The organism is Thalassospira sp. CA1, from assembly GCF_059052855.1.
In genome coordinates this window covers 84,402-103,133 of sequence record NZ_JBZCIA010000001.1, presented here as the reverse complement: position 1 = coordinate 103,133, position 18,732 = coordinate 84,402, and the positions used below count along the sequence as shown (strand labels likewise).

Annotated in this window: 19 protein-coding genes; 16 read left to right on the top strand and 3 right to left on the bottom strand. The window is 54.9% G+C overall.

Annotated elements, in window-relative coordinates:
- Positions 1-9 precede the first annotated feature (9 nt).
- Positions 10-1,341 carry a GH1 family beta-glucosidase gene (locus tag AC5Q5A_RS00475; RefSeq protein ID WP_493893952.1) on the bottom strand — a complete coding sequence of 444 codons (1,332 nt, stop codon included), beginning with the start codon at positions 1,339-1,341 and terminating at the stop codon, positions 10-12.
- Positions 1,342-1,581: 240 nt separating this feature from the next.
- Here AC5Q5A_RS00475 and AC5Q5A_RS00470 point away from each other — a divergent pair, with 240 nt between their 5' ends.
- The 4 genes from AC5Q5A_RS00470 (at position 1,582) to AC5Q5A_RS00455 (ending at position 5,810) form a co-directional block, all read left to right on the top strand.
- Positions 1,582-2,826, top strand: a complete 1,245-nt coding sequence (locus tag AC5Q5A_RS00470) for an ABC transporter substrate-binding protein (protein WP_493893951.1) — start codon at positions 1,582-1,584, stop codon at positions 2,824-2,826.
- A gap of 91 nt (positions 2,827-2,917) precedes the next feature.
- Positions 2,918-3,868, top strand: coding sequence for a carbohydrate ABC transporter permease (locus AC5Q5A_RS00465; protein ID WP_493893950.1), 951 nt, complete (start codon positions 2,918-2,920; stop codon positions 3,866-3,868).
- A 53-nt stretch (positions 3,869-3,921) separates the two neighbouring features.
- Positions 3,922-4,725, top strand: coding sequence for a carbohydrate ABC transporter permease (locus AC5Q5A_RS00460; protein ID WP_493893949.1), 804 nt, complete (start codon positions 3,922-3,924; stop codon positions 4,723-4,725).
- 5 nt (positions 4,726-4,730) lie between these two features.
- A complete protein-coding gene (locus AC5Q5A_RS00455; RefSeq protein WP_493893948.1) occupies positions 4,731-5,810 on the top strand; it encodes an ABC transporter ATP-binding protein in 1,080 nt (359 codons plus the stop codon).
- 63 nt (positions 5,811-5,873) lie between these two features.
- Here AC5Q5A_RS00455 and ddpX read toward each other — a convergent pair whose 3' ends face one another.
- Positions 5,874-6,434, bottom strand: coding sequence for a D-alanyl-D-alanine dipeptidase (gene ddpX, locus AC5Q5A_RS00450; RefSeq protein ID WP_063086120.1), 561 nt, complete (start codon positions 6,432-6,434; stop codon positions 5,874-5,876).
- A gap of 46 nt (positions 6,435-6,480) precedes the next feature.
- Here ddpX and tsaB point away from each other — a divergent pair, with 46 nt between their 5' ends.
- Entirely contained in the window at positions 6,481-7,254 is a 774-nt protein-coding gene (gene tsaB / locus AC5Q5A_RS00445; protein WP_493893947.1) for a tRNA (adenosine(37)-N6)-threonylcarbamoyltransferase complex dimerization subunit type 1 TsaB, read from the top strand.
- Positions 7,251-7,769 (top strand): ribosomal protein S18-alanine N-acetyltransferase, encoded by a 519-nt coding sequence (rimI, locus tag AC5Q5A_RS00440; protein ID WP_493893946.1) that lies wholly within the window; start codon positions 7,251-7,253, stop codon positions 7,767-7,769. The genes tsaB and rimI overlap by 4 nt, the downstream gene beginning before the upstream one ends.
- 166 nt (positions 7,770-7,935) lie before the next feature.
- Here the strand turns inward: rimI and AC5Q5A_RS00435 are convergent, their stop codons facing one another.
- A complete protein-coding gene (locus AC5Q5A_RS00435; RefSeq protein WP_063086111.1) occupies positions 7,936-8,184 on the bottom strand; it encodes a sulfurtransferase TusA family protein in 249 nt (82 codons plus the stop codon).
- A 253-nt stretch (positions 8,185-8,437) separates the two neighbouring features.
- Between AC5Q5A_RS00435 and AC5Q5A_RS00430 the strand changes: the two genes are divergently transcribed.
- The 10 genes from AC5Q5A_RS00430 (at position 8,438) to metK (ending at position 18,615) form a co-directional block, all read left to right on the top strand.
- A complete protein-coding gene (locus AC5Q5A_RS00430) occupies positions 8,438-8,860 on the top strand; it encodes a Fur family transcriptional regulator (RefSeq protein WP_008888851.1) in 423 nt (140 codons plus the stop codon).
- Positions 8,861-9,022: 162 nt separating this feature from the next.
- Positions 9,023-9,817 (top strand): l-ornithine N(alpha)-acyltransferase, encoded by a 795-nt coding sequence (gene olsB, locus AC5Q5A_RS00425; RefSeq protein WP_040822534.1) that lies wholly within the window; start codon positions 9,023-9,025, stop codon positions 9,815-9,817.
- Entirely contained in the window at positions 9,814-10,719 is a 906-nt protein-coding gene (locus tag AC5Q5A_RS00420) for a lysophospholipid acyltransferase family protein (RefSeq protein ID WP_493893945.1), read from the top strand. The genes olsB and AC5Q5A_RS00420 overlap by 4 nt, the downstream gene beginning before the upstream one ends.
- 169 nt (positions 10,720-10,888) lie before the next feature.
- On the top strand, positions 10,889-12,280 hold the full coding sequence (gene miaB, locus AC5Q5A_RS00415) for a tRNA (N6-isopentenyl adenosine(37)-C2)-methylthiotransferase MiaB (RefSeq protein WP_493893944.1): 1,392 nt from the start codon (positions 10,889-10,891) through the stop codon (positions 12,278-12,280).
- Positions 12,277-13,380 carry a PhoH family protein gene (locus AC5Q5A_RS00410; protein WP_493893943.1) on the top strand — a complete coding sequence of 368 codons (1,104 nt, stop codon included), beginning with the start codon at positions 12,277-12,279 and terminating at the stop codon, positions 13,378-13,380. Before miaB ends, AC5Q5A_RS00410 begins: the two co-directional genes overlap by 4 nt.
- A complete protein-coding gene (ybeY, locus tag AC5Q5A_RS00405) occupies positions 13,364-13,954 on the top strand; it encodes an rRNA maturation RNase YbeY (protein ID WP_063086106.1) in 591 nt (196 codons plus the stop codon). Before AC5Q5A_RS00410 ends, ybeY begins: the two co-directional genes overlap by 17 nt.
- A gap of 87 nt (positions 13,955-14,041) precedes the next feature.
- Positions 14,042-14,983 (top strand): hemolysin family protein, encoded by a 942-nt coding sequence (locus AC5Q5A_RS00400; protein WP_338187009.1) that lies wholly within the window; start codon positions 14,042-14,044, stop codon positions 14,981-14,983.
- A complete protein-coding gene (gene lnt / locus AC5Q5A_RS00395; RefSeq protein ID WP_493893942.1) occupies positions 14,976-16,553 on the top strand; it encodes an apolipoprotein N-acyltransferase in 1,578 nt (525 codons plus the stop codon). The genes AC5Q5A_RS00400 and lnt overlap by 8 nt, the downstream gene beginning before the upstream one ends.
- A 111-nt stretch (positions 16,554-16,664) precedes the next feature.
- A complete protein-coding gene (locus AC5Q5A_RS00390) occupies positions 16,665-17,135 on the top strand; it encodes a helix-turn-helix domain-containing protein (protein ID WP_008888859.1) in 471 nt (156 codons plus the stop codon).
- Between the two features lie 307 nt (positions 17,136-17,442).
- Positions 17,443-18,615, top strand: coding sequence for a methionine adenosyltransferase (metK, locus tag AC5Q5A_RS00385; protein ID WP_493893941.1), 1,173 nt, complete (start codon positions 17,443-17,445; stop codon positions 18,613-18,615).
- Positions 18,616-18,732 lie beyond the last annotated feature (117 nt).

The following is an 18,732-nucleotide window of genomic DNA, read 5'->3' as shown; positions in this document are numbered from 1 at the left end:
CCGGTTGGCCTAAGGCAATGCGTTCTGTGAAATCACCTTGCGCATGAAATCATAGGATGCCTTGGGGGTACGTTTCTGCGTGGTGTAGTCAACATGCACCAGACCGAAACGCTTTTCATAGCCATATGCCCACTCGAAATTATCCAGAAGCGACCATGGCATGTAGCCCCGAATGTCGGCACCCTCGGACTTCGCGCGAAGCAGGGCTTCGAGATATTCGGTGTAATAGGCGATGCGGTCCTGATCGTCTATCTGGCCGTTTGCCTTCGGGATATCGGTAAAGGCGCCACCGTTTTCGGTAATGAAAACAGGCGGGTTGCCGTAATCATCCTGAAGGATCTTCATGGTCTGATAGAAGCAATCCCCGTCAATCGCCCAGCCCATTTCCGTCCGGCGGAAATAGTTTGGCGGCTGGGCATGTTTGAACGGCCAAGCAGCGCCTTCGGCGGCGTGAATGTAGCTTGGGAAATACTGGTTTAACCCCTGGAAATCGACCTTGGTCTTGATGGCTTCAAGATCACCATCCTGAATATGGGGCTCCATCCGGTCGATGATCAGTTCCGGATAGCGGCCGTAATATACCGGGTCCAAGAAGATGCCGTTCCATTTGGCTTCGAACAGGTCAATCAGATGCGCATCCTGTTCACGACGGTGCGGAAGCGTATAGCCCTTGTGCATCGGCAACACGAAACCGACCGGCGCATCCGGATAATGGTTTTTGATCACCCGGGTTGCACGCGCATGACACAGGTTAAGGTGGTGGGCAACGCGCATTGCCGCACGCGGATCGGTAATTCCCGGTGCGTGGCGGCCTTCTTCATGGCCGACCCAGGCAACGACATTCGGTTCGTTGAAGGTGACCCATGATTTCACCCGGTCACCAAGTCGGGTGACCAGAAGTTCGGTATAGTCGCCAAACCAGTCAACAATGTCACGGTTGGTCCAGCCACCACGATCCTGAAGCGCTTGCGGCAGGTCCCAGTGGTAGAGGCACAGCCAAGGATCCAGGCCACGTTCAAGCATGCCGTCAATCAGGCGGCTGTAAAAATCAATGCCGGTTTCGTTCACCTTGCCGGTGCCCTCGGGCATCACGCGTGGCCACATCACCGAAAACCGGTAATGGGTTGCGCCCAATCCTTTGATCAGATCAAGGTCTTCGGCCCAGCGATGGTAATGGTCGCACGCGACACTGCCATCATCGCCATTGGCAACGCGGCCCGGTGTTGCGCAATATGTGTCCCAGATGCTGGCACCGCGTCCGTCATCTTTTGCGCCGCCTTCGATCTGATAACTTGATGTCGAGACTCCCCAGCGGAAACCGTCAGGAAATGATTTGGTCATGTTCGCTTCCTTGCCCTAGCTTTGGATGTCTTTTATTTAACGCATCCAAAATCGTAACGTTTCGAAAAGCACAGCAAAAAAGCTTCCGTACTTTTATCTTGGCCTATTATGGTAAGGTTTTCGTGATTGACAAGGGTGAATAAAGCGCTTATCAAAAAAATCGTAACGTTACGATTTTCCGGTCATATCACTTAATAAGAAGCCGGGCGTGATCGTGTCCATTAGGGAGGAACATCCGTTATGATGAAATTTTCAAAGATTGCCGCAAGTGTGGCATTTCTGAGCGTCGGTGTATCTGCCGGTGCACTTCATGCCCAGACTGCCGAAGTTCTGCATTGGTGGACTTCGGGAAGTGAACAGGCGGCCCTTGGCGAAATCCGCAAGGCGTTCGAGGCCAAAGGCGGCACCTGGGTCGATACCCCGATTGCTGGTGGCGGCAATGCACGTGCAGCGGCCGTGAACCGTATGCTGGGTGGTGACCCGGCCGCCGTATTTCAGTTTTCCATTGGTCAGCAATTGCGTGAATTGGCTGATCAGGGGCTTCTGGCCAATGTCGGCGACGTTGCCACGGCAGAAAACTGGGATGAAAAGCTGCCGCCGCTGATCGTCAAAGCCGCGAAATATGATGGCAACTACATTGCAGCACCGATCAACATCCATGGCGAAAACTGGATGTTCTACAACACGGCGGTTCTTGAAGAGGCCGGGATCGAGGTTCCGAAAACCTGGGATGATTTCATTGCTGCGGCAGAAAAACTAAAGGCCGCGGGCGTGATCCCGATTGGCCTGGGTGGTCAGCCCTGGCAGGAACGCATCATGTTCAACAGTGTGCTTCTGGGTGTTGCCGGTCGTGAGTTTTACGCCGAGCTTTACAGCACGCTTGATGATGACCTTCTGAAATCCGATACCATGCGCAAGGTGTTTGAAACATTTGCCGCGCTCAAGCCGTTTGTTGACGAAGCAAGCCCGGGGCGTAACTGGAACGAAGCGACCAACATGGTCGCCAAGGGCGAGGCCGCCTTCCAGTTCATGGGTGACTGGGCCAAGGGTGAAATCATCGCAGCCGGGATTGAACCCGGCACGACAGTCGGATGTGCCTTCGCCCCGGCGATTGATACCGCCTATATCATGACGGTCGATGCCTTTGCCTTCTCGGCCATGGATGGTGAAGACGCGACGCCTGCACAGACCTTGATGGCACAGGTGATGCTTGAGCCGGACGTCCAGATTGCCTTTAACAAGAAAAAGGGATCAATCCCGGCCCGTCTTGATGTGCCGGCTGACAGCTTTGATGTCTGTGCCCAAACCGCCATCAAAACCCTTCAGGACAAGAAAACCCACCTTGTCAGCACCGGTTTGTTCGGTGTGCCAAGTGCGGTTTCGGGTGCGATTGATGACACCATCTCCAATTTCTGGAACAGTGCAGATATGGGCCCCGAAGAGGGTCAGGCACAATTCCAGCAAGCGATTTCCTACGCAAAATAACGATTTTGCGAAATTCCGGATATTGCGGAAAAGCGCCGCTGAAACCACGGATGTGGGTGCAGCGGCGCCTCCATAAATAGGCGAGAATGTCATGGCCGAACCGGCACCGGACGTGTTGCAGCGTTCCGAAGATCGAAAACTCACACTCAAGTCTGGAAAAAAGCGTTGGCGGCCGCAATGGAGTGCGGGGATGGCGCTGATCCCGGCGATGACAATCACGATTGTCTGCTTTTACGGGTTCATCATCTGGACTTTCGTCATTTCACTGACCCGTTCACGGCTTTTGCCTGTCTATAAATTCACCGGCATTGAGCAGTATGTCCGGCTGTTTGCCAATGAACGCTGGTGGACGGCAATGCAAAACCTGGCAATTCACGGGTTCCTGTTTATCGGCGGATGCGTTGTTTTTGGCTATTTTCTGGCGATTCTGATTGATCGTGGTGTCAAGGCAGAGGGGATGTTTCGTACCCTCTTCATGTTGCCGCTTTCTATGTCGTTCATTGTCACCGGTGTGATTTGGCAATGGGTGATGAATCCGGGGCTTGGCCTGCAAGAGGCCGTGCGTGCCCTTGGCTGGACCGGGTTTGAATTCAACTGGATCGTGCGCCCCGACAGGTCGATTTATACGCTGGCGATTGCCGGAATCTGGCAACAGGTCGGGTTGTGCATGGCGCTGTTTCTGGCCGGTCTTCGCAATATTGATCCCAATATTTGGAAAGCATCGCGCGTCGATGGCATCCCGGTATGGCGGGTTTATTTGCACATCATTACCCCGATGATGCGCACGGTTTTCTTCACCGTCTTTATTCTGATGAGTGCGATTGTGATGAAGGCGTTTGATCTGGTCGTCGCCCTTACCGGCGGCGGGCCGGGCTTCTCATCGGATCTGCCGGCACGGTTTGTTGTCGATCATATCCTGAACCGTCAGGAACTTGGTCTGGGGGCCGCCGGTGCGTTTGTCTTGCTGTGCACCGTGATTGCCGTGATTTCCCCTTATATCTATTTCGAGCTCAAAAAAGAGCGCGGCGGGCGGGGGCATTGATCATGCGATATAATCGATGGGCCCTTTACGGATTGCTTTGCCTGGCGGCCATTATGATTATGGCCCCTGTGTTCATCATGATTTCGACATCGCTGAAATCAATGGATGAAATCAGGAATGGCAGCATCTTTACCTTGCCAGCCGACCCAAGCTTTGCCGCCTGGAGCAAAGCCTGGTTTGGTGACTGCACCCAGACACTTGGCGAAAAATGCGGCGGGTTGTCATCGTCGTTCATGACCTCGGTACAGATCGTCATCCCAGCCTTGTTCCTGTCGGTCGGGCTGGGCGCAGTGACGGGCTATTCGCTGGCGGTGTGGAAGATGAAGGGGGCGAATGTGATGTTTGCAGCCCTTCTGGTGGGCATGTTCATTCCCCCGCAAGTAACGCTTTATCCCCTGATCATCATGATCCGTGAGTTGGGGATTTTCGGGTCCATTCCGGGTCTTATTCTGGTGCATGTCATCTGGGGTGTCGCATTTACCACGATGATGTTCAGAAACTTTTTCAAAACCGTTCCGCAGGACCTTTTGAAGGCAGCCCGCATTGACGGTGCCGGGTTCTGGCGATTGTTCTGGCATGTGATGTTGCCTTTGTCGCTGCCGATCCTGGGTGTCGCGATGATTTTGCAGTTCACCTACATCTGGAACGACTTCCTGTTGGGGCTGACATTTGGCGGGCGTTCCGGCCAGCCAATGACGGTGGCACTGAACAACCTTGTCGGATCCCAGTTCGGCGAGAAGGAATACAATGTTGATATGGCTGCAACCATGCTAACGGCCTTGCCCACACTGGCGGTTTATCTGCTGTCCGGGCGGTTGTTTGTGCGCGGCATTGCCGCAGGTGCAGTGAAAGGATAACGGGAATGAATGGCGTTGAACTGCGCAATGTGACCAAGGCCTATGCCGGGATCACGGTGATGGAAAACATCAATCTGGAAATCGCCGATGGGGATTTTCTGGTGCTATTGGGGCCATCGGGGTGCGGCAAATCAACATTGCTGAACATGATCGCCGGTCTGGAACCAGTGACGGGGGGCGCGATCGATATTAACGGGCGCGATGTAACAGCACTTGAGCCGGATGAGCGCGATATCGCGATGGTGTTTCAATCCTACGCCCTCTATCCGACGATGTCGGTGCGCAAGAATATCGGCTTTGGCCTTAAGATGGCGGGCATGCCCAAGCCCGAGATCGAAGAACGGGTGAACGAAGTGGCCGAACTTTTGCAGATCACGCCGCTTCTGGATCGCAAGCCATCGCAGCTTTCGGGCGGGCAACAGCAACGTGTTGCCATTGGCCGTGCATTGGTGCGTGAGCCCGCAGTCTTTCTGTTTGACGAGCCACTTTCGAACCTTGATGCCAAGCTGCGTGCCGATATGCGGATCGAGCTTAAGCGTCTGCATGAACGTCTTGGCCGCACGATTGTCTATGTCACCCATGATCAGATCGAGGCAATGACACTGGCAACCAAGGTTGTCGTCCTTGATCGTGGCAGCATCCAGCAGGCCGACACACCGGAAAATGTATATCGCCGCCCGGCAAACCGGTTTGTCGCAAGCTTCGTCGGGGCGCCCACGATGAATTTCGTCGATGGCACTCTTGTTCGCGATGGTGATCAGGTCTTTTTCGATACCGGTAACGGGAAATTGCCGCTGGTTGATGTCCCCGCCGAGGCCAGCGATCTGCTCGGGCGTCCGATGACGCTGGGCGCACGGCCGGAACATTTGATGTTTGATGACGCCGGAATTTCGGCGCGTGTCGTGCTGGCGGAGCCGACCGGCCCCGATCAATATGTGCGTTTGGCGGTGGCGGGTGCGGAAATGACTGCCCGAAGCGGGCCGGAACACGCCTTCAAGTCGGGATCAGATATCGGGGTCGTGATTGATGGTGCGCGGATGTCGCTTTTTGATCTGCAAAAGGGCAAGGCACTTTTGCACGGCTGAGTTTATGCATTTGCGGGCCTTGGATTTGAAAAATGGCGGTGCATTGCGGCACCGCCATTTTGTTTATTTGACCATCATTGGTTCGGGCAGCGAACTGTCGGAAAACAGCGGATAGCGCGCGCGGGCATTGGGCAACTGATAGTGCCACCATTCGTGATCGTAATATTCGAAGCCGGCGCTGACCATGATGCCAAGTAGCAGGAAGCGGTTGGCTTCGGCTTCTTTGGAGATCAAATCAGAGCCGTGATAGGACCGGATATGCATTTCATCAAACCCTGCCCCCATATCCAGTTCCTTGCCGTTTTGATCAATCAGCGTTAGATCAATGGCCACACCACGACCGTGTGGCGATCCGAAATCCGGATTGGCGACGAAATCGGGGTTGGGCGAATGGTTCCAAAGGGCCCGTTGGGCTTCCTGGGGACGAAACGCATCGAGAATGCGCAATTTCACCCCCTGACGACGCGCCATGGCGGCGGCCTTTTTCAAACAGGCAGCGGCATCCGCGTGAAGATAGCAGGCAGGTCGTGTATAAATCGGTGCCCCGGTGAAATTGCGATCCGTGGCATAGACGATATCAATTTCGACATCATATTCGTAAGGCGTAATTTCGACCAGCGCCATCGCCGGAGGCTCCCTGTTCTTGTCGTTCACCGATTACATAAAGAAGATGCTGACTGGACAGTCGCGCATATCAGATGGCGCCGACCATAGCGCATCAGACGCCGCAAAGACAAAGGCGGAAAAGTCCGGTCCGACAATTTTGGCGATTGATACGGCATCAACGTCGCTTTCGACGGCCGTCTTGATAAATGGCGAGGTCAAAGGCGAACTTTATGAAGATATGGAACGTGGTCAGGCCGAGCATCTGATGGGTTTCATTGCCAAGACGCTTGAGATCGTGAAAGTCGACTTTGCCGATCTTGACGGGATTGCGGTAACGGTTGGTCCGGGGGCGTTTACCGGTATGCGGATCGGCATTTCGACGGCGCGTGCGCTTGGTCTGGCGCGCAAGATCCCGGTGGTCGGCGTCAGTTCGCTTGAAGCTGTCGCCTATGGCGTGACGGAGCGCGATCATCAGGGTCGCAATATCCTGGTCGCCCTTGATAGCAAACGAAACGAAATCTTTGCCCAGGCTTTTGACAGTAAAAAACGCCCGCTTAGCAATGCTGAATGTGTCGCCCCGCGTCAGGCCCTGATGATGGCGCCACCCGGTGATACCTTGCTTGCCGGGGATGCGACCCCACGCCTTCTGACAGCTGCTGCCCATGCGCCGGACGCCTTTTATGATTGCACGGCACCGGGCCTGCCGCGGGCGGGCAATGTGGCAAGGATCGCGGCCGCGCGTTGGGAAACCGGTGAAAACCTGGCGCCGGTGCCGCTTTACCTGCGCGCCCCCGATGCAAGACGCATTGAAGATCAGGGACCGCAGAAAAAGAAATGAGCCCGGCCAAATCCAACGATGGCAGTTCTGGTTATGACGCCTCGCAGATTGTGCTGGTGCCTTTGACGGCGGCATTTGCGACGGTGGCAAGTGCGTTACATGCCAAGGGGTTTGATGATGCCTGGGATGAGGATGCGATTATCCGGTTGCTCGATGTGCCCGGTGCGTTTGGCATTCTGGCTTATCGACCCGGTGATCAGGCCAAAAATGCGAAAGACCAGCCACTTGGCTTTGTTCTGATGCAGACTGTTCTCGATGAGGCGGAGATTAATACCATCACGGTTGCCCCGGATGCCCGGCGCATGGGTGTGGGACGGGCATTGCTTGATGCGGTCAAGGATCGCCTCGAGGTGGCGGGTGTTACCCGTATCTTGCTGGAAGTAGCAGTCGATAATGATGGCGCGATTGCGCTTTATCGTCAGAACGGCTTTGCCGAAATCGGGCGTCGCAAGGGCTACTATGCCCGGCCCGGTGGCCGAAAAGTTGATGCCTTGGTCCTCGAGCGACTGATCTAGATAATTTTTTCGATGTCGGTGACCTTTTCGATCCATGGCAGGAATTTTTGTTTGCCAATAGGGTGTTAGGTAATCTGGAACAATTTTAATCGATTATACCCACATAATGAGTGTGGTTTTGAGCGCCAACCTGTTGTAGTGTAAGCCTGCATCGGAACTGGCGGTTTTATGATCCCTTGCGGATTATGAGCCTGTAGGTTCCCGGTGTATCAGTGATTTCGGCCAGTTCGACGACTTCGTCGCCCATCTCGGTTACCGAGCGCGGAACGTTTTTCAACGGTTCACCAGCGCCAAGGGTAACCTCCAGAACCTGACCCGGTGTCATGGTTTCGAGTTTGAGGCGGGTGCGCACAAATGTCATCGGACAGACGTCGTTTGTGATGTCTATTTTATGGTCGGGGGTTGCGGTGGCCATGTTGGTCTCCTGCCTTGATGCGTAACTTTGAAGTAGCGCCCTTCATCGCAGGTAGCAAGTGGCCAGAAGAATGCCGATATGATTGTGATTGCAGGGTGTTAGTACCGGTGATCTACAGGAAGCGGAATTTATCGCGAATTCAACCTTGCGATATGTGGCGGATTTTTCAATATTGAGCCACAAGAGATCGACGCCAGAGACACGTCTCGGCTGGGGACAGGTGGAACCGGAAACGGAAACGAGAAACAAGACAATGCTTGCAGAATCAACTATCGAGCAGAAATGCATCGACGCGGGCCTGAAAATGACGGGCCAACGCCGGGTGATTGCCCGTGTGCTCTCTGAGTCCGAAGACCACCCGGACGTTGAACTGGTTTATCGTCGGGCGACCGACATTGATCCGAAGATTTCGATTGCGACCGTATATCGCACCGTGCGCCTGTTCGAAGAGGCAGACATCCTTGAAAAACACGATTTCGGCGATGGCCGTGCGCGTTACGAGGAACTGACCGAAGAACATCACGATCACCTGATCGACATGCGTTCGGGCGAGGTGATCGAGTTTTCGAACGACAAAATCGAAAAGCTTCAGGAAGAGATCGCTAAGGAACTGGGCTTCCGTCTGGTGGGGCATCGTCTTGAGCTTTACGGTGTTCCTTTGAAAGACGGCAAGTAATTCCGTCGTTCAATCGCGCACTGAACTTACAGTTTTCAAGGCCACTTGCTGAAACAGGCAAGTGGCCTTCATAATTTTGTTACCTGTTCTTCACAAAGCCTTCACTCGCTCTTCACGCCGTTCTTGCGCAAAATCCGTGCAGTTGAACGAAAGGGTGTTGTCATGCGTGACGAAAAACAGCTTCAGCGGCTTGAGGTTCGCCTTGCCGAGAATGAAAACGAAATTCTCGCCAGCCAGAAGCTTCGCTACAAAGTGTTCTATGAAGAACGCGGCGCCAAACCGACCGAGGAAATGGCAGCCGAAAAGCGCGACTTCGATCACTATGATCCGCTCTGCGATCATCTGCTTGTTCTTGATCACAATCGCGGTGCCGGTGCCGATGCGGTTGTTGGGACCTATCGCCTGTTGCGCCAGTCAGTAGCCAACGAGCATGGCGGCTTTTACAGCGCTGATGAATACCATATCGAAAGCATGCTTAATGCGGTGAAAGATACCGGCGAGATCATGGAACTGGGTCGTTCCTGTGTCGAAGCCGAATACCGCACCATGCCGACCTTGCAGCTTTTGTGGCAGGGGATTGCGGCCTATGTTTTCAAATACGACATCAAACTGATGTTTGGCTGCGCATCCTTCCATGGCACCGATCCGGATGCCTTCAAGGATGTCCTGACCTATCTGCATCACAATCACCTTGCCCCCGAAGATATGCGTCCGCGTGCGATTGCCGATCGTTACGAGCCGATGATGCGTGCCGAGATCGATGGCATTGATCAGCGCCAGGCACTTCGTGATCTGCCGCCGCTGATCAAGGGCTATCTGCGTCTGGGTGGTTTTGTCGGTGACGGGGCAGTGGTCGACCATCAGTTCAACACCACCGACATCTGCATCGTGTTGCCGACTGAAAAGGTAACCGATCGCTATTACAAGCATTACGAACGCACCGCGAGGGTATCGTGAACTGCTATGTGTGCGCTGCCATCCGCCTGATGGCCTATGTGCTTCTGACACTGGTTTTGTTGCCGGTGCAGATGGTGGCAATTGCCGCACGATTGAAGCTGGCTGAAGAATTGCCGCGTTTCTATCACGCCCTTTGCCTGCGCATCCTGCATATCGAAGTCCGGGTTTCGGGTGTTGACATGATGGACGGGCCGGGTGTGATCGTTGCCAATCACGCATCCTATCTTGATATCCCGGTGCTGGGTGCTTTGACCCGTGGCAGCTTTGTCGCCAAGACCGAAGTCGCCGATTGGCCTGTGTTTGGTATGCTTGCCAAACTTTCACGCACCACCTTTATCGAACGCCGTGCGGCCCGATCTCGCGAACAGAACGATCAACTGAGCGCGCGTTTGCGCGATGGAGACAAGCTGATCCTGTTCCCGGAGGGGACAAGCAACGACGGCAACCGTGTGTTGCCGTTTAAGTCGACCCTGTTTGCCGCGGCAGAGCGTGTGATGCCGGATGGATCGCCGGTAAAATTCCAGCCGATTTCGATTGCCGCCACCCGTCTTGACGGTGCGCCGATCGGTCGCGACTTGCGGGCATTTTATTCCTGGTACGGGGATATGGACTTGGCCCCGCATTTGTGGCAGTTTCTCGCGCTCGGCAAGGTGACGGTTGAGATTGTTGTCCATCCGCCTGTGACGCTGGCAGATGCAGCCGGATCACGCAAGGAACTTGCCCGGATGTGTGAAGCCCGTGTTGCCCAGGGACATCAGGCAGCGTTGCGTGGCTTGCATCAGGGTGTGCCGGTTCAGTTGATTGACAGTGATCTGTCGGGCGAGCTGATTGGGTTTTCGCCACTTGCGATCATTTCGGAAGATTTTCGACTGTTTGGTCCGGATCGACAGTTCGGCTCCTGACCGTTTTGCCGTATAATGCCCCGGTTGATGTGAAATTCGGTTTCACCTGACCGGGATTTCAGATAACGAGATGTCCGAGGAGTTCCGATCACCGATTGTTCGGAACTCAGGCGCGGTGTGAGTGATCACACCGCTTTTCGGCGTTTTGAGAGAGCGAAACGGATCTGGCGTGACTGAACCGAAGAAACTTTTTGTAAAAACATATGGCTGTCAGATGAATGTCTATGACAGCCAGCGCATGCAGGATGTTCTGGCGCCGCTGGGTTACCAGCCGGTCGACAGTGCCGAGGGGGCCGATATGGTCATCCTCAATACCTGCCATATCCGCGAAAAGGCCGCCGAAAAGGTATTTTCTGATTTGGGCCGCGTGCGCAAGCACAAGGAAGCCAAGGAAGCCAATGGCGGCGACAAGATGATTGTCGCCGTTGCCGGATGCGTCGCGCAGGCCGAAGGGGCCGAATTGATGAAGCGCGAACCGATGGTCGATATGGTGTTTGGCCCGCAGACCTATCATCGCCTGCCGGAAATGGTTGCGCGCGCCAATCGCGCAGTTGGCCGCAACCGCATCGTCGATACCGACTTCCCGGCTGAAGAAAAATTCGATCATCTGCCAGAGCAGGTTTCCAAACAGGGCTATTCAGCGTTTCTGGCCATTCAGGAAGGCTGTGACAAGTTCTGCACGTTCTGTGTTGTGCCCTATACCCGCGGGGCAGAATATTCGCGCCCCGGTGCCGATGTCATCCGCGAAGCCAAGCAACTTGTCGCCCATGGCACGCGTGAACTAACCCTTTTGGGGCAGAACGTGAATGCCTATCACGGCGAAGCACCGAATGGCGGCGAATGGACGCTGGGCCGTTTGTTGCGTGAATTGGCCGAAATCGACGGGCTTGATCGTATCCGTTACACCACGTCGCATCCGCGCGATGTTGATGAGGATCTGATTTCGGCGCATCGCGATCTTAAGAAGCTGATGCCGTTCCTGCATTTGCCGGTTCAGGCCGGTGGCGACCGCGTTTTGCAGGCGATGAACCGCAAACATACCAATTCGGATTACCGTGATATCGCCGCACGGCTTAAGGATGCCTGCCCTGATCTTGCGCTGTCTTCGGACTTTATCGTCGGCTTCCCCGGTGAATCCGACAAGGATTTCGAAGACACGATGGAAATCGTGCGCGACATCACCTTCATTCAGGCGTTTAGTTTCAAATACAGCCCGCGTCCAGGTACCCCGGCATCGGCGATGGAGCTGCAGGTGCCTGAAAAAGTCAAAACCGAACGCATCATGCGCCTGCAGGCGCTGCTGGCTGAACAGCAGTTGGTGTTCAACCAGAACAGTGTCGGCAAGGAGATGGATGTCCTTCTGGAACGCCGGGGAAAGTATGAAGGCCAATTGGTGGGCAAAAGCCCCTATATGCAGCCGGTTCATGTCAGCGGTTTGCCTGAATCAGCCCTTGGACAGATCGTTCGCTTGAAAATCACCGAAGCGCTGCCTAATTCCCTTGGCGGCGAACTGGTCGACGCCACCCGAAACGGCCAGAAATCTGAAAGGAACGTTGCGTGAGCGGCACCCCCACGAAAAGCAAGACCAACACCAAAACCAAACACGCCCCCAAGGATTCCGATCAGATCGAGTTTCAGGACAACGCGATTGCGCAAGTGTTGTACGGCCCGCAGGCCGAAAACCTGACGCGTTTGTCTGAACGGACCGGTGTTCAGGTTTCAAGCCGCGGCCTTGTGGTGATGCTGGCCGGTGATCCGGCCAAGGTTGCACAGGCCAAAAAGGTTCTCGCACAGCTTTATGCGCGCCTGCGTGATAAGGAAATCGATCATATCGATGTCGAAACGGTAGAAGGTGCGGTGCGTCTTTCCGAACCGGACGACACCGATCCCTGGCGCGGCCAGACCAAGGATATGTTTGGTGGATCGCGTCTGACGATCCAGACCAAAAAACGCCGGATTTCGCCGCGCTCCAAACGCCAGAAGGACTATGTCGAGGCGATCCTTGATAACGAGCTGATCTTTGGCATCGGCCCGGCTGGTACGGGCAAAACCTATCTTGCGGTCGCGATGGCTGTGCAGGCGTTTATTCTGGGTCAGGTGGATCGTATTATTCTGTCGCGTCCGGCAGTCGAAGCCGGTGAACGCCTTGGCTTCTTGCCGGGCGATCTGAAAGACAAGGTCGATCCGTATCTGCGCCCGCTTTATGACGCGCTGCATGACACGCTTCCGGGGGATGTCGTGATCAAGCGCATGGAAAGTGGCGAGATCGAAGTCGCCCCGTTGGCCTTCATGCGTGGTCGTACCCTTTCGCACGCCTTTGTCATTCTGGACGAGGCGCAAAACACCACCCCGATGCAGATGAAAATGTTCCTGACCCGCCTGGGCGAAGGATCGCGCATGGTGGTGACCGGCGACATGACCCAGATCGATTTGCCCGATGGCACGAAATCAGGTTTGCGCGATGCACTTGAAACCATTGGTGATGTCAAAGGCGTTGCCACGATCAAGTTCGATCAGCGGGACGTGGTGCGCCATCACCTTGTGACCAAGATTGTCCAAGCCTATGACGCGGCGGATGCCCTGCGTGATCGCCTGAAAAAGGGCTATCGCGGTGAAAAGGACAGCGCTGGCAAGGATGCGGGTGATGACGGCACCGCTTGAACTGGACCTTGAGGTTGAAGCGGGCGACTGGCATCAGGACGAGATCGCGGCCATCGAAGCCGCCGTGATCGCGGCCCTGGATGGTGCGCTTGGCGACGGTGCCCTTTGGGATGACAACGCGGTGCCGACCGACGGGACCGAAGATGAAGGCGATGGTGCATCGCTTCTATCGGTTGCCCCGGTGATCGAGATCGGGGTGCGTTTGTCAGATGATGCATCGGTTCAGATCCTTAATCGTGATTATCGCGACAAGGACAAACCGACCAATGTGTTGTCCTTTGCCGCGCTTGAAAGTGCCGAGGATGCCGATGCATTTATGATGGCGCCAGATATGCCCTTGATGCTGGGTGATATCGTGATTGCGCGCGAAACATGTGCGCGCGAAGCCATCGAACAACAAAAGCCATTGAAAAATCATCTTGTTCATCTTGCCGTTCATGGCACGCTACATCTTGTCGGCTACGATCATATGGTTGATGATGAAGCCGAAGAGATGGAAGAACTTGAACGTCAAATTCTTGCCGGACTTGGGATTGATGATCCCTACGAACCGATTGAAGATGAACCGGTTTAGTAGCCCTGCACACGGTTTGTTTGAATTATAGGATGTCGAAACCGACCCATGAACGACTCTAGTCAACGCGACGACGACCACGAGAGTATGCGCCCTCGCACAGGCGAGGATACAATTCAGGACGCTGAAAACGGCTCCTTATGGGATAACGTGGCCTCGGCCTTGGGGTTCAAGCGAGGCAAGTCCCGCAACGGCGAAGCTTCGCTCAGCGATACGCTTGAAGAACTCGCCGAGCGGACCGAACAGGATGAAGAGCCGGTCTCGCTGCACGAACGTTCCCTGTTTGAAAACATCATTGCACTTCGCGACATGACGGCAGAAGACGTCATGATCCCGCGCGCCGATATTGTGGCAGTTCCCAAGACCATTGCACTTGAAGAACTGGTCGAGGTGATGGTCAAGAAGGCCCATTCGCGGCTTCCGGTGTATGGCGATACCCTTGATGACATTGCCGGCATGGTTCACATCAAGGATGTGCTGGGCTGTGTTGCTGCTGGTCGGGAATTCAGCCTGCAGTCACTGCTGCGTCGGGTTTTGTTCGTGTCGCCGGCCATTCGGGTGCTTGATCTATTGTCGGAAATGCGGCTGTCGCGCACGCATATGGCGCTTGTCGTTGATGAATTTGGCGGGATTGATGGACTGATCACCATCGAGGATCTGGTGGAAGAAATCGTTGGCGAGATTGATGACGAGCACGATATCGACCAGACCCCCAAACTGATCCGCCTTTCGGATGGTTGCTATATCGCTGATGCCCGGTTCGAGGTTGAAGACCTTGAGGAGAAGCTGTCCTTTGGACTGCTTGACGAGGATGAAGATGAAGACATCGACACCCTTGGTGGCCTTGTCTTCTCGTTGGCCGGGCGCGTTCCGGCGCGCGGAGAGTTGATTGAACATCCAAGCGGTATTCAGTTCGAAGTTCTTGATGCCGATCCAAGGCGCATCCGTCGCCTGCGTATTCATATGATACGCCGGGAGGATGAGGATCCCGCCGCAGCCATCGAAAAGCAGGAAAAAGCGGATGATTGAGGCCATGGCGCGCCGACTTGCCGGTCTTTCAGGCTGGCGCAGGCGTTTTGTGTGGTTGTTGTCCGGTGCGGTGGCGGTTTTAGCGCTGCCGCCTTTCTTTATCTTCCCGGTTTTACCAATTTGCTTTGCGGTTTTGCTCTGGAGCCTTGAGGGTGTCCGTTGCAACAAGGGGGCGCTTTCTGCTGGCTGGTGGTTTGGCACCGGCCATTTTGCCGCCGGTTTTTACTGGGTCAGTCATGCCTTTTTGGTGCAGCCCGAAATCTATGGCTGGATGATCCCGTTTGCGCTTTTGGGGCTTGGCGGCGGTTTGGCGATTTTTCCGATGCTGGCCGTTTGGGCGAGCTGGCGTTTGGGGACTGGCCTGATCCGGCGTGCCGTGTTGCTGGCCGTTTTCTGGGTGCTTGCGGAATATCTGCGCGGTCATATCCTGACCGGTTTTCCATGGAACCTTTTGGGCCATGTTTGGGCCATTGATGCGGCACCCATGCAGTTTGCCTCGGTTGTCGGGGTTTATGGCCTTTCCTTCATCACGGCCCTTTTTGCAACCTTGCCCGCGGCCTTTGTTGCCGGAAAGTCCGGCAAGATAGCAGCGCTTGCTGGGGTCATGATTGCGGTGGCCCTTTGGGGTGGCGGGGCGGTGCGCCTGATGATGGTTGGGCCCGCAGAGACCGAGGTGACCCTTTCAGAGCTGCCAGCCGACGTGCCGATTTTGCAAATTGTTCAGCCCAATATCCCCCAGCGGGAAAAATGGCTGCCCGAACTGCAAAGCCAGCATTTCTCACTGCTGCTTGATATGTCGCGCCGACCGGAAACCCTGCGTCCGGATCAAAAGCGCATCGTGATCTGGCCGGAAACGGCCGCGACCTTTTTTGTGGAGACCCAGACACAGGCCCGCATGCAGATGGCCGGTGTGTTGGGGCCTGATGACATCCTGATTACCGGGGCACCCCGGACCTATCCGCGTGACACGGATGAATACAAGGTCTGGAACGCCATTCAGGTAATTGATGCCACCGGACATATTGTCGCCAGCTTTGACAAGTTTCATCTGGTTCCGTTTGGTGAATATGTACCGTTCCGATCCATCCTGCCATTCCCGAAACTAACAGCGGGGCGGACGGATTTCTCGGCCGGACCGGGGCCGCAGACCTTGTCTGTCAACGGTATGCCGAGTTTCTCGCCGCTGATTTGCTATGAGGTTATTTTCCCGGGAGCGGTGATTGACGACGATCATCAACCCGACTGGCTCTTAAATGTCACCAATGACGGGTGGTTTGGGCGCAGCGCAGGCCCATATCAACATATGGCCGCAGCCCGTTTTCGGACTATTGAGGAGGGTCGCCCCCTAGTAAGGGCAGCCTATACCGGGGTATCGGTTGTCTTTGACGCCTACGGGCGCAAGCTTACTGACTTGGGTTTAGGAGAGAGGGGAATCTTGGTGCACCCCCTTTCGAGTAACAAAAACCATACAACAGTATATTATTTGTGGCGTGACTTGCTATTTTACGGTATTGTTACCTTCTTTGCCGTTCTCGCTATGGGATATAAACGCAACGCAAAATCCCTCTAGGCGGCTGAAAATTTTGCCAAACCGTCCAGAAATTGTCCCTCAAAACAAGGACGGATAGGCCGGAGTGAGAGAAGGAACTGCCATAAAATGTCGCCTAAGGATGAAACTAAGATGGTAAAGAACACACGCGGTCGGGGCCGTGGCCGGACCGCAAGTGGTGCTCCAAATCCTGTCGATATTCACGTTGGTGCGCGTGTTCGCTTGCGCAGGACTCTTCTTGGCATGAGCCAGGAGAAGCTTGGTGAAGCGATCGGCCTGACATTCCAGCAAGTACAGAAGTATGAGCGTGGTGCCAACCGCGTTGGTGCATCGCGTCTGTATGACCTGTCGCGGGTTCTTGAAGTGCCTGTATCATTCTTCTTTGACGACATGCCCGACGAGATTTCGTCGAAATCGGTGCATGAACGTCGGGAAATGTCGGAAAGTCCGGACCCGTTTGACAACGATCCGATGAACCGTCGCGAGACGCTTGAACTGGTGCGTGCCTACTACCGGATTACCGATCCGAACCAGCGCAAGAAAATCTTTGAACTCGTCAAATCGATGGGTGCATTGCAGGGCACTGATTCCGATCAGAAATAGTCGGTTCGACCGATGGTTTTGGGCAAAAGACGTATTTCACAGACCGTGAATTACGTCTTTGTCTTTTGAGCACAACCACCCCGGATGCACTGCCATCGGGATTACGGTTTTGCGTCAATGATGCTTGACCTTCAAATAGCGATCGGGCACAACCGACGAGACAGTTCGACCCGGACTTACCATTGTGGACGGATTTGGACCGCTTGCCACCACACAAAAAAAGGCTAAGTGGGCGCTATCGATACGGCCTCGTATCGGGAGCCCTCCGGTCCAGTTTTGGAAACCCATTACCGGAGAAGGTCTTATCATGTCTCTTTCCGATTATCTATTTACCAGTGAATCCGTCTCGGAAGGTCATCCGGACAAAGTCTGTGACCGCATTTCCGATTCCATCGTTGATGCTTTTCTTGCTGCGGATGAGGATTCGCGCGTTGCCGTCGAAACTCTTGCCACCACCAACCGTGTGGTTCTGGCAGGCGAAGTTCGCGGTCCTGAAAGCGTGACCAAAGAGGTCATGATCGAAAAGGCCCGTCAGGCAATCCGTGAAATCGGTTACGAGCAGGATGGCTTCCACTGGAAGACGGCCGAGATCGAATGCCATGTGCATGAACAGTCTTCTGATATTGCGCAGGGTGTTGACTCCGCTGGTGAAAAAGACCTTGGCGCTGGTGACCAGGGCATCATGTTTGGTTATGCATGTAACGAAACCGATGAACTGATGCCGGCCCCGATCCAGTTTTCGCATCGTATCCTGCGCGCCATGGCCGCTGACCGCCACTCCGGCAAGGTGCCGCAGTTCGGTCCGGATGCCAAAAGCCAGGTAACCCTGCGCTATGCTGCTGGCAAACCGGTTGCGGCAACTTCGGTTGTTGTATCAACCCAGCATGCCGACGGCCTTTCGCAGCGCGATGTTCATGAGCTGGTTATGCCCTATATCGAAGCAGCCCTTCCGCAAGGTTGGATGCCGCCGGCGGATGAAATCTACATCAACCCGACAGGCCGTTTCGTGATTGGTGGTCCTGACGGTGATGCCGGCCTTACCGGTCGTAAGATCATCGTCGATACCTATGGCGGTGCAGCCCCGCATGGCGGCGGCGCGTTTTCGGGTAAGGATCCGACCAAGGTTGACCGTTCGGCTGCCTATGCTGCGCGTTATCTTGCGAAAAACGTCGTTGCGGCTGGTCTTGCCGAAAAATGCACCATTCAGCTCGCCTATGCAATTGGCGTTTCCAAGCCGCTGGCGCTGTACGTTAACAACCATGACACCGGCAATGTTGACGAATTGAAGCTTGGTGATGTTCTGCGTCAGCTTATGGATCTCAGCCCGCGTGGCATTCGCGAGCATCTGTCGCTGTGCCGTCCGATCTACACGCCGTCTTCTGCTTATGGTCACTTTGGCCGTCAGCCGGCCGAAGATGGTGGCTTCTCCTGGGAGCGCACCGATCTGGTCAGCGACCTGAAATCGGCATTTGGTGCCTGATTAGCAGAAAGCGCGTTAAAAAGTGCGATTTGCCAAAATCGCATGACGTGATAAGAGGCGGGCGGCCCGGACATTTCGGGCCGCCCGTTTTGATTTTCAGTCCGCCTGATCCACAAA

Bases quoted from the DNA above. Each gene is read 5' to 3' on its own strand.
- AC5Q5A_RS00460 (WP_493893949.1), top strand. From the start codon at position 3,922: ATGATTATGGCCCCTGTGTTCATCATGATTTCGACATCGCTGAAATCA.
- ybeY (WP_063086106.1), top strand. From the start codon at position 13,364: ATGACGGCACCGCTTGAACTGGACCTTGAGGTTGAAGCGGGCGACTGG.
- olsB (WP_040822534.1), top strand. From the start codon at position 9,023: ATGCGTGACGAAAAACAGCTTCAGCGGCTTGAGGTTCGCCTTGCCGAG.
- metK (WP_493893941.1), top strand. From the start codon at position 17,443: ATGTCTCTTTCCGATTATCTATTTACCAGTGAATCCGTCTCGGAAGGT.
- AC5Q5A_RS00435 (WP_063086111.1), bottom strand. From the start codon at position 8,184: ATGGCCACCGCAACCCCCGACCATAAAATAGACATCACAAACGACGTC.
- AC5Q5A_RS00400 (WP_338187009.1), top strand. From the start codon at position 14,042: ATGCGCCCTCGCACAGGCGAGGATACAATTCAGGACGCTGAAAACGGC.
- ddpX (WP_063086120.1), bottom strand. From the start codon at position 6,434: ATGGCGCTGGTCGAAATTACGCCTTACGAATATGATGTCGAAATTGAT.
- AC5Q5A_RS00390 (WP_008888859.1), top strand. From the start codon at position 16,665: ATGGTAAAGAACACACGCGGTCGGGGCCGTGGCCGGACCGCAAGTGGT.
- lnt (WP_493893942.1), top strand. From the start codon at position 14,976: ATGATTGAGGCCATGGCGCGCCGACTTGCCGGTCTTTCAGGCTGGCGC.
- AC5Q5A_RS00455 (WP_493893948.1), top strand. From the start codon at position 4,731: ATGAATGGCGTTGAACTGCGCAATGTGACCAAGGCCTATGCCGGGATC.
- tsaB (WP_493893947.1), top strand. From the start codon at position 6,481: ATGCTGACTGGACAGTCGCGCATATCAGATGGCGCCGACCATAGCGCA.
- rimI (WP_493893946.1), top strand. From the start codon at position 7,251: ATGAGCCCGGCCAAATCCAACGATGGCAGTTCTGGTTATGACGCCTCG.
- AC5Q5A_RS00430 (WP_008888851.1), top strand. From the start codon at position 8,438: ATGCTTGCAGAATCAACTATCGAGCAGAAATGCATCGACGCGGGCCTG.
- AC5Q5A_RS00470 (WP_493893951.1), top strand. From the start codon at position 1,582: ATGATGAAATTTTCAAAGATTGCCGCAAGTGTGGCATTTCTGAGCGTC.
- AC5Q5A_RS00475 (WP_493893952.1), bottom strand. From the start codon at position 1,341: ATGACCAAATCATTTCCTGACGGTTTCCGCTGGGGAGTCTCGACATCA.
- AC5Q5A_RS00465 (WP_493893950.1), top strand. From the start codon at position 2,918: ATGGCCGAACCGGCACCGGACGTGTTGCAGCGTTCCGAAGATCGAAAA.